Annotated in this window: 1 protein-coding gene; it reads left to right on the top strand. The window is 75.4% G+C overall.

What is annotated here, in order from left to right:
- The coding region (locus RCJ92_RS15875; protein ID WP_446755119.1) for a non-ribosomal peptide synthetase at positions 1-1,424 on the top strand (1,424 nt) is incomplete at both ends.

Raw genomic sequence — 1,424 nt, 5'->3', positions numbered from 1 at the left:
TGCGCGCGACCGGCACCGATACCCCGCGCGTCCCGCGTCCGGGCGCGGTGCGCCCAGGGGACACCGCCAGCATCATCTTCACCTCCGGCTCCACCGGAGAGCCGAAGGGCGTCGCGGTGCCGCACCGGGCGCTCGCCCAGCTTTTCGCCCGCCAGCAGCGCGAACTCTATCCGGAGGGGCAACGCCTGGCCGTGGCCCATACCTCCGCCTTCCACTTTGACGCGCACTGGGACGCGTTCCTGGCCCTGTTCGCAGGGCACGAGCTGCACGTGCTCACCGAGGACGAGTACTTGGACCCCTTCGCCCTGGCCGACTACGTCAAGGCCCAGGGCATCGGCTACCTGGACTTCACCCCGACCCTGTGGAACGCGCTGCTGTCCAGCGGAGCATTGGAAACGCTGCCGCAGATCTGCGTGGCCGGCGGGGAAGGGTTTCCCGCCGGCTTGTGGACCCGCATGCGCGAACTGGCAGAGCCCACCGGCGCCCGGGTCTACAACCTGTACGGCCCCACCGAGGCCACGGTGGACGCGCTGGCCGCCGAGGTGTCGGGCAGCACCGAGCCGGTCGTGGGGCGCCCGGTCGGCGCCACCGGCGCGCTCGTGCTCGACGCGATGCTGCGTCGCGTCCCGCCGGGCACCGTGGGCGAACTCTACCTGGCCGGGCCGCAGCTGGCCGATGGCTACCTGGCCCGCCCGGCCCTGACCGCCTCCCGGTTCACCGCCCACCCCGAGGACCCGGGACAGCGGCTCTACCGCACCGGGGATGCGGCCAGCTGGCGGCCCGACGGCCAGCTGGCGCTGCTCGGGCGCACCGACGCGCAGATCTCCCTGCACGGGGTGCGCATTGAACCCGGGGAAATCGAGGCCTTCCTCACCGCCCAGGACACCGTGCGCCGCGCCGCGGTGGCCAAGGTCACCGATCCGCGGCTGGGCGAACGCCTCGCCGTCTGGGTGGTGCCCGCCGACCCGGGCGCCGTGCACGACCCGGCGCTCGCCGCGCGGCTGCGCGAATCCTGCGCCGCCGGGCTGCCGCGCGCCATGGTGCCGGCCGTCGTGGTGCTGCTCGAGGCGCTGCCGGTCACCGGCAGCGGCAAGCTCGATACCCGCGCCCTGCCCGCCCCGGACTTCGGCCAGCCCGGCGCCACGGCCCAGGACGCCGCCGGCGCCCCCGCCGCCGAACTGGCGGCGGTCAGCGCCGCGATCCGCGGCGTGCTGAACCTGGACGCGGACCCGGAACCCGGCGAGCGCTTCGTCGCGCTGGGCGGGGACAGCATCGCCGCCATCCAGGTGATCGCCGCCCTGCATCGCGCCGGCTACTCCTACTCGGTGGCCAAGCTGCTGGCCGCCGGCACCCCCGCCGCGATGGCCCGCGAGCTGACCGCCCTGCCCGGGCAGCGCGCCGGCGCCGGCGATGCCGCGGGGCGC

It is taken from the genome of Glutamicibacter sp. BSL13 (assembly GCF_052928425.1).
The sequence above is the reverse complement of the archived record's forward strand: the minus strand, read 5'-3'. Positions and strand labels throughout refer to the sequence as shown.